Genomic DNA, 7044 nt, shown 5'->3' with positions numbered 1-7044 from the left:
TTTGTAATGATTAAAAAAGAAATTGTGATTATAAGGAAAAAACAAAAAGATACTAGGTGTGTGTTCTTTTTCTTGACTATTACTTCTTCTCTATTATTACTTCCTACTATTCTTTTCATCATTTTCCTTCCTCTTTTACTATTATTTTACCCCTTCTTTTTTTCTGTCAATACATTGTTATTACCACATGATTGTGTGATAGTTTTTATTTTTAAAGCCCTAAAATTTTTGGATTATCTTTAATTTTAGCCACTAAATTTAATTATCTAAAGATATTTTAAAACATACTTTTAAAAATGGCAAATTTTTTTAACAAGCAAAAAAAAGTAATTTATTTATTTTTTCTTCAGTTTATAATTTCCTATTATTATATCTCCAATATTAAAGATAAATAAAATTTTTTCCCTTTTTTTACCACTTCTTGCTTTCCAAAACTCCTTCTCATATCTTATATCCACAGCCACATTTTATCATTTTTAGGGATAACCCAAAAGTAATAAATTGGGAAGAATTAATGTTTGATATTGAATGTTTGAATAAATTTATAGAAGAAAATACATTTGAATCAATAAATTTTGAAAAATGGAGATGAAAAGGGTATAATTAAAAAGAAATTTATAAAAGAGAGAAAGAAATGGAATGCTGACTAATATGTTCAGGATAAAAGGGAATATTGCATAAATTATTAAAATAGCAAGAGTTTGCCACCTTAGCTCAGCGGCAGAGCGGCGCACTTGTAATGCGCGGGTCCGGGGTTCGAGTCCCCGAGGTGGCTTTATTATTTTCAAATAAAAAAATGGTAAAGTCAGATAAATGGATAAAAATGTTAGGAGAAAAAGGAATGATTACTCCTTTTTTTCCTGAAAAAATAAAAAAAGGAATTTCTTTTGGGCTGTCTTCTTATGGATATGATTTTACATTATCTAATGAATTTCTTATTTTTAAAGGAATTGGAATTGTCTCCCCTAAAAAAATAACAAAAGACCAGTTTGATGAATTTAAAGGTGATGTATGTAAAATAAAAAAAAATAATTTTATTCTTGGAAGAAGTAAAGAATATTTTAAAATTCCAAGAGATGTTCTTGGAATTTGTTTTGGAAAATCAACTTATGCAAGATGTGGAATAATAATAAATGTAACACCATTAGAACCAGAATGGGAAGGATATATAACAATACAAATTGCAAATCTTTCTTCTGTTGATGGAGAGGTCTATGCAAATGAGGGAATTGGGCAGGTTATTTTTATTTCAGGAGAAGATATTTGTGAAAAGTCATATAAGGACCTTTCTGGTAAATATGATAAAGCAAAAGGAATAGTCCTTCCAAAATAATTTTAAAAAATGAATAAAATAATAAAAAAAGAACAATTAGCAGAAAAAATTAAAAGAATTGAAGTTATCTCTCCTATTATTTCTAAAAAAGCAAAACCAGGACAATTTATTGTTTTAAGAGTTGACGAAAAAGGAGAAAGAATACCATTAACAATTGCAGATGTAAATAAAGAAAAAGAAACAATAACTCTTATATTTCAGGAAGTTGGAACAACAACAGCAAAATTAGGATTTTTAGAAAATGGAGAAAATATTTTAGATATTGTGGGTCCTCTTGGAAAAGCAACAGAAATTGAGAAATATGGAAATGTATGTATTATTGTGGGAGGAGTTGGAGCTGCTTTTATATTCTGGATGGCAAAAACATTTAAAGAAAAAGAAAATTATCTAATTACAATAATTGGTGCAAGGAATAAGGATTTAATAATACTTGAAGAAGAATTAAAAAATATAAGTGATGAAATTTATATTACAACAGATGATGGAAGTAAAGGCAGAAAAGGATTTAATACTGAAATGCTTGTTGATTTAATACAACATGGGGAAAAAATTGATTATTGTTTAACAGCAGGTCCGATTCCTATGATGAAAAAGGTGTCAGAAATAACAAAAGAACATAACATAAAAACAATTGCAAGTTTAAATCCAATTATGGTTGATGGAACAGGAATGTGTGGGTGTTGCAGGGTCTCTATTGGTGGAGAAACAAAATTTGCATGTGTTGATGGACCTGATTTTGATGCGCATTTAGTTAATTTTGATGAACTTTTAAAAAGGACTTCTTTTTATAAAGAAATGGAAAAAATATCTTATGAAAAATTTATAAATTCCTGTAAGTGCACCTCCCATCAACAAAAATAAAAAAATGGAAAAGATATTAGAAGAGAAAGAAGAAAATATTAAAGTTGTGGTAAATACCCTTAAAAAGGGTGGAGTTGTTATTGTCCCAACAGATACAGTTTATGGATTGATATCAGGTGGATTTAATGACAGAAGCAAAGAAAAAATATATGAAATTAAAAAAAGGGATTATAAAAAAATGTTAATTGGATTTGTTGATACAATAGAAAAAGCAGAAAAATATATAGAAATTGACCGCCAGTTTATAAAAGAAAAATGGCCAGGAAGTACAACAATAATTGGAAAAAGTAAAATTGAAATTCCATTTCTAACTTCTGATGAGAAAAAAATAGGACTAAGAATTCCTGATAATAAATTTCTTCTTGATGTTTTAAAAAATTTTGAAATTATTGCCTCAACAAGTGCAAATATATCAGGCGAAAAAACACCTTCCTGTCTATCTGAAATATCTGATGAAGTTAAAAACAAAGTGGATTTAATTATTAATGGTGGAAAAACAGAAGGGAAAGAATCAACAATCTGGGATGTATCTTTTTCTCCACCTAAACTTGTAAGAGGAAAAGTAATTTTTGTTTGTGAAGGCAATTCCTGTAGAAGTCCTATGGCTGAATATTTTTTAAAAAATTTCTTAAAAGAAAAAAATGTTAAAATTGAAGTAAATTCTGCTGGAACTGGAATAACATCTTGGGGTAAAATATCTGATAAAACACTTGAAGTGATGAAAAAAGTTGGAATAGAAATTAAAAATTTTGTTTCAAAACCATTAAATTTCCAAATGTTAAAAGAGTCAGACCTTATTTTTGTTATGGAAAAAGAACAAAAAGAAAAAATTTTATCAATTATTCCGAAAGAAGAAAATAAAATATTTGTTTTAGATGTACCAGACCCAGCAGGAAAAGAACTTTTTCATTATGAAGAAATAAGAGATATAATAAAAGAGAAAGTCAAAAATATTGTTTTAAAAAGGATGGCAATATGAAAATAGGTATAGCAAGTGACCATGCTGGCTTTGAAATGAAGGACTTTTTAAAAAAAGAACTTGAAAATGATGGTTATGAAATAATTGACTATGGACCTGAAATTAAAAAAGTAGTTGACTATCCGGACTTTGCTGAAAAAGTTGCATCAGGAATAATAAGGAAAGAAATTGAATTTGGTATTTTAATATGTGGAACAGGAATAGGAATGAGTATATCAGCAAATAAATTTAAAGGAATAAGAGCAGCAAGATGTTGTACAATTTATGATGCACTTCTCGCCAGGCAACATAATGATGCAAATATTTTAACACTCGGAGGAAGATTGTTAGGAAATACTTTATCTCTTGAAATTTCAAAGACATTTTTTGAAACACCATTTTTAAAAGGGAGACATTTAAAAAGAGTTAATAAAATTAAAAAACTTGAAAAATGATGAATATTTTCTTTGAATACCTAAATTACCTACCTCCTGAGCTCATTTTCAAGTCATTCCATACCAAAAAATTTTTCTTTTTCCTTGATAGTGTTTCACCATCTTACGGTAGATATTCAATAGTTGGTTTTGAACCATTTCTTATTTTTAAAAGCAAAGGAGATAAAATAACAATAGAAGACACCAATTCAAAAAAAACTTATATAGGAAAACCTTTTGATTACCTGAATGAACTTCTTGAAAAATACTGGGTAGATACTCGTTTTTTCTTTATTCCAGGGGCAGTTGGGTATTTGGGTTATGATGCAGGGTTGAAATTTGAAAATTTACCAGACATAAATCCGGATATTTTAAAAATACCCGATATTTTTTTCTGCTTTTACGACACTTTTCTTATATTTGATATTATTAAAAAAAAACTTATCTTAACTGGAATAAATTTTTTTGAGAAAGAAAGCACATTCAAAAAGAAAATTTCTTTAATTTCATCAGAAATAAAAAATTCTCTTAAATTTCAAAATGATGAAAAAGAAGCTAAAATTAAAAATTTTTCTTCCAATATGAAATTTTCTGAATATGTCAGTTCAATTGAAAAAATAAAAAACTATATTAAACAGGGGGATGTTTATCAGATTAATTTCTCCCAAAGATTTCAAGCAGAAGGGATATTTAATCCATCAGAAATTTATCTCAAAATTAGAAAAATAAATCCTTCTGGATATTCTGCATATTTTGACTTTAATAACTTTCAAATTCTTTCCAATTCTCCTGAACTTTTTATAAAAAAATATGGAATAAAAATAATAACAAAACCAATGAAAGGTACTATATCAAGAGGGAAAAACAGAAAAGAGGACTCTGAAAATAAAAAGGAATTATTAGATAGTGAAAAGGACAGAGCCGAACTTATTATGATTGTTGACCTTGAAAGAAATGACATCGGAAAAATATGTGAATTTGGTAGTATTAAAGTAAAAAAACTTGTTGAAATAGAAAAATACAAAACATGTTTCCAGACAACTTCTACTATTGAAGGAATATTAAAAAAAGAAGTAGCTCCTGTTGATATAATAAAAAATATATTTCCCGGTGGTTCAATTACAGGGGCACCTAAAATAAGAGCAATGGAAATAATAGAAGAACTTGAGCCAGAAAAAAGGTCTTTTTATACTGGTTCGCTTGGATATATAGGATTTAATAAAAATATGCTCCTTAACATTTTAATAAGAACAATTTTGCATAAAGAGAATAAAATTTATTATCCTGTTGGTGGCGGAATTGTCTGGGATAGTATCCCTGAAAAAGAATATGAAGAAACACTTATAAAAACGAAGAATTTATTTCTTACATTGGGAATTGACCAAAATGCCGGAAATTTATTTAGTTAATGGAAAAGTAAAACAAAAAAAAGATATTGGTTTGCCAATTTTAAACAGGGGATTTCTCTTTGGGGATGGTATATTTGAAACAATTATTTCAAAAAACTACTCACTTTTTAGATTTTTTGAACACTATGAAAGGTTGAAAAAAGGTGCAGATTTCTGTGGTTTTCGAATACCACCAAAAAATGAAATTGAAAAGTCAATACTGAAATACTTAAAAAAATTTAGGATAAAAAATGGATATATAAGAATTAATGTCTGGAGAAAAAAAGGAAAAAGTGTTATCCCTGAGGGAAAAGAAACAAATATTCTTATTATATTAAAAAATTTTACTTCCTATCCTAAGTATTTTTATGAAAGAGGAATAAGTTGTATTATAAGCGAAAAAATTATAAGAAATGAAAAGTCGCCTCTCACAAAAATAAAGTCGTTTAACTTTCTTGAAAATATAATAGGGAAAATTGAAGCAAAAGAAAATGGTTGTGAAGATACAATTTTTCTGAACAATAATGATTTTCTTACTGAAACAACTGTTTCAAATTTATTTCTCGTGAAAAATAATATAGTTTATACTCCTTCATTAGATTGTGGAATTTTAAATGGAATAACAAGAAAAATAATCATTGAAATATGTCAAAAAAATAAAATAAAAATAAAAGAAGGAAAGTTCACTGCTAAAACTTTAAGTGAGTGTGATGAGATTTTTATTACAAATACCCTTATGGGAATAATGCCCGTTGGAAAAGTAAAAAATTTCTTTCAAAATAATAGAAATGAAATGACTGATTTTATTATAAAAAAATACATAGAAATTTTGAAAGAAGAAACAATTTTTTTTAAAAAAAATAAGGTGAGCCAAAAAAGTATGGACTAGTCCGCACAGATGACGATGTCCTTAAAAAATGTTATAATAAAAAAATGAATGATATATTAAAAATTTTAAAAGAAACAGGTGCAATTTTAACTGGACATTTTCTTCTTTCATCAGGACTCCATTCAGATACATATTTTCAGATGGCAATTATTTTTCAGTATCCTGACTATGGTCAAATTCTATGTGAGAACTTAGCAAACAACTTTAAAGAGAAAAAAATAAATGTTGTTATTGGACCTGCAATTGGTGGAATAATAATTTCCTATGAACTTGCAAGAATATTGAAAGCACGTAGTATTTTTGCAGAAAGAGAAGAAGGTAAAATGAAATTAAGAAGGGGCTTTAAAATTGAAAAAGGAGAGAAGGTTCTTATATGTGAAGATGTAATAACAACAGGTGGTTCTGTTAGAGAAATAATTGATATTGTTGAAAAAGTTAAAGGACAAATAGAAGGAATTGGGTGTATAGTTGAAAGAGGTAAAATTGAATTTAACTATCCTTTAAGGTCACTTGTAAAACTTGAAGTTAAAAATTATAATTCATCTGAATGTCCTTTATGTAAAAGGGGAATACCACTGGTAAAACCTGGTAGTAAAAACATTGATTTATAGTCCTAATTTTCTTAATTGCTTTTCTTCTAACCCCAAATAATGTCCAATTTCATGAAACAAAACTTTTTCTATTCTTTTTATAAGTTCTTTTTCTGTTTTACAACCCGCTTCAATATTCCTTTTGTACAGGATAATTCTATCCGGCAAAACAAGCGAGTAAGAAGGACCTCTTTTAGGATAGGGAACTCCATGATAAAGACCAAGAAGTGTATATGAAGGGGCATTTTCCTCAACAATAAAACATATATTCTCAAGTTTATCTTTTATCTCTTTCGGCAAACAATTTAATTTCTGATATATTATTTCCTCAAATACCTCTTTTGAAATTTCCATTTTTAATATATTATATTACAATATTAACTAATACCGTGAATTTTTAATTTGCAAATATAATAAAGGGAGAAAATGGGAAAATATGAAATTGCTGTAAGAATTGTTGATTTATCTAAAAAAGAGGAAATTGAAGAAATACTAAAAGATGTTTCTATTAAGTATATATGGAGTGAGGTTTATGGAAATTTTCTTCTTTTTAATGATAAAGAGATAGATGACTATAAAAAATTTTTAAAA

At 27.3% G+C, this 7044-nt stretch carries 9 protein-coding genes and 1 tRNA gene; 8 read left to right on the top strand and 2 right to left on the bottom strand.

Features of this window, described 5'->3' with window-relative positions; genetic code table 11:
- Positions 1 to 335 precede the first annotated feature (335 nt).
- Positions 336 to 458, bottom strand: a complete 123-nt coding sequence (locus PLW95_06510) for a hypothetical protein (GenBank protein ID HOV22312.1) — start codon at positions 456 to 458, stop codon at positions 336 to 338.
- Between the two features lie 245 nt (positions 459 to 703).
- Here PLW95_06510 and PLW95_06505 point away from each other — a divergent pair.
- From PLW95_06505 to pyrE, 8 genes are all read left to right on the top strand, one after another.
- Positions 704 to 775 (top strand) — tRNA-Thr (locus tag PLW95_06505).
- A gap of 21 nt (positions 776 to 796) precedes the next feature.
- Entirely contained in the window at positions 797 to 1333 is a 537-nt protein-coding gene (gene dcd, locus PLW95_06500) for a dCTP deaminase (GenBank protein ID HOV22311.1), read from the top strand.
- A gap of 9 nt (positions 1334 to 1342) precedes the next feature.
- Positions 1343 to 2194 (top strand): sulfide/dihydroorotate dehydrogenase-like FAD/NAD-binding protein, encoded by an 852-nt coding sequence (locus tag PLW95_06495; protein ID HOV22310.1) that lies wholly within the window; start codon positions 1343 to 1345, stop codon positions 2192 to 2194.
- Between the two features lie 4 nt (positions 2195 to 2198).
- Positions 2199 to 3173: an L-threonylcarbamoyladenylate synthase gene (locus PLW95_06490; GenBank protein ID HOV22309.1), complete on the top strand. Its 975-nt coding sequence runs from the start codon at positions 2199 to 2201 to the stop codon at positions 3171 to 3173.
- Complete coding sequence (gene rpiB / locus PLW95_06485) at positions 3170 to 3607, top strand: ribose 5-phosphate isomerase B (protein ID HOV22308.1); 438 nt, start codon at positions 3170 to 3172, stop codon at positions 3605 to 3607. The genes PLW95_06490 and rpiB overlap by 4 nt, the downstream gene beginning before the upstream one ends.
- A complete protein-coding gene (gene pabB, locus PLW95_06480) occupies positions 3604 to 4995 on the top strand; it encodes an aminodeoxychorismate synthase component I (GenBank protein HOV22307.1) in 1392 nt (463 codons plus the stop codon). The genes rpiB and pabB overlap by 4 nt, the downstream gene beginning before the upstream one ends.
- A complete protein-coding gene (locus PLW95_06475; protein HOV22306.1) occupies positions 4973 to 5863 on the top strand; it encodes an aminotransferase class IV in 891 nt (296 codons plus the stop codon). Before pabB ends, PLW95_06475 begins: the two co-directional genes overlap by 23 nt.
- A gap of 44 nt (positions 5864 to 5907) precedes the next feature.
- Complete coding sequence (gene pyrE / locus PLW95_06470) at positions 5908 to 6474, top strand: orotate phosphoribosyltransferase (GenBank protein HOV22305.1); 567 nt, start codon at positions 5908 to 5910, stop codon at positions 6472 to 6474.
- Here pyrE and PLW95_06465 read toward each other — a convergent pair.
- On the bottom strand, positions 6469 to 6807 hold the full coding sequence (locus tag PLW95_06465; protein HOV22304.1) for a metallopeptidase family protein: 339 nt from the start codon (positions 6805 to 6807) through the stop codon (positions 6469 to 6471). The two genes, pyrE and PLW95_06465, sit on opposite strands and share 6 nt — an antisense overlap.
- Between the last annotated feature and the right edge of the window lie 237 nt (positions 6808 to 7044).

It is taken from the genome of bacterium (assembly GCA_035370465.1).
Taxonomy (GTDB): Bacteria; Ratteibacteria; UBA8468; order B48-G9; family JAFGKM01; genus JAGGVW01.
Note: the sequence above shows the minus strand (reverse complement) of the source record. Positions and strands in the feature narration are given on the sequence as shown.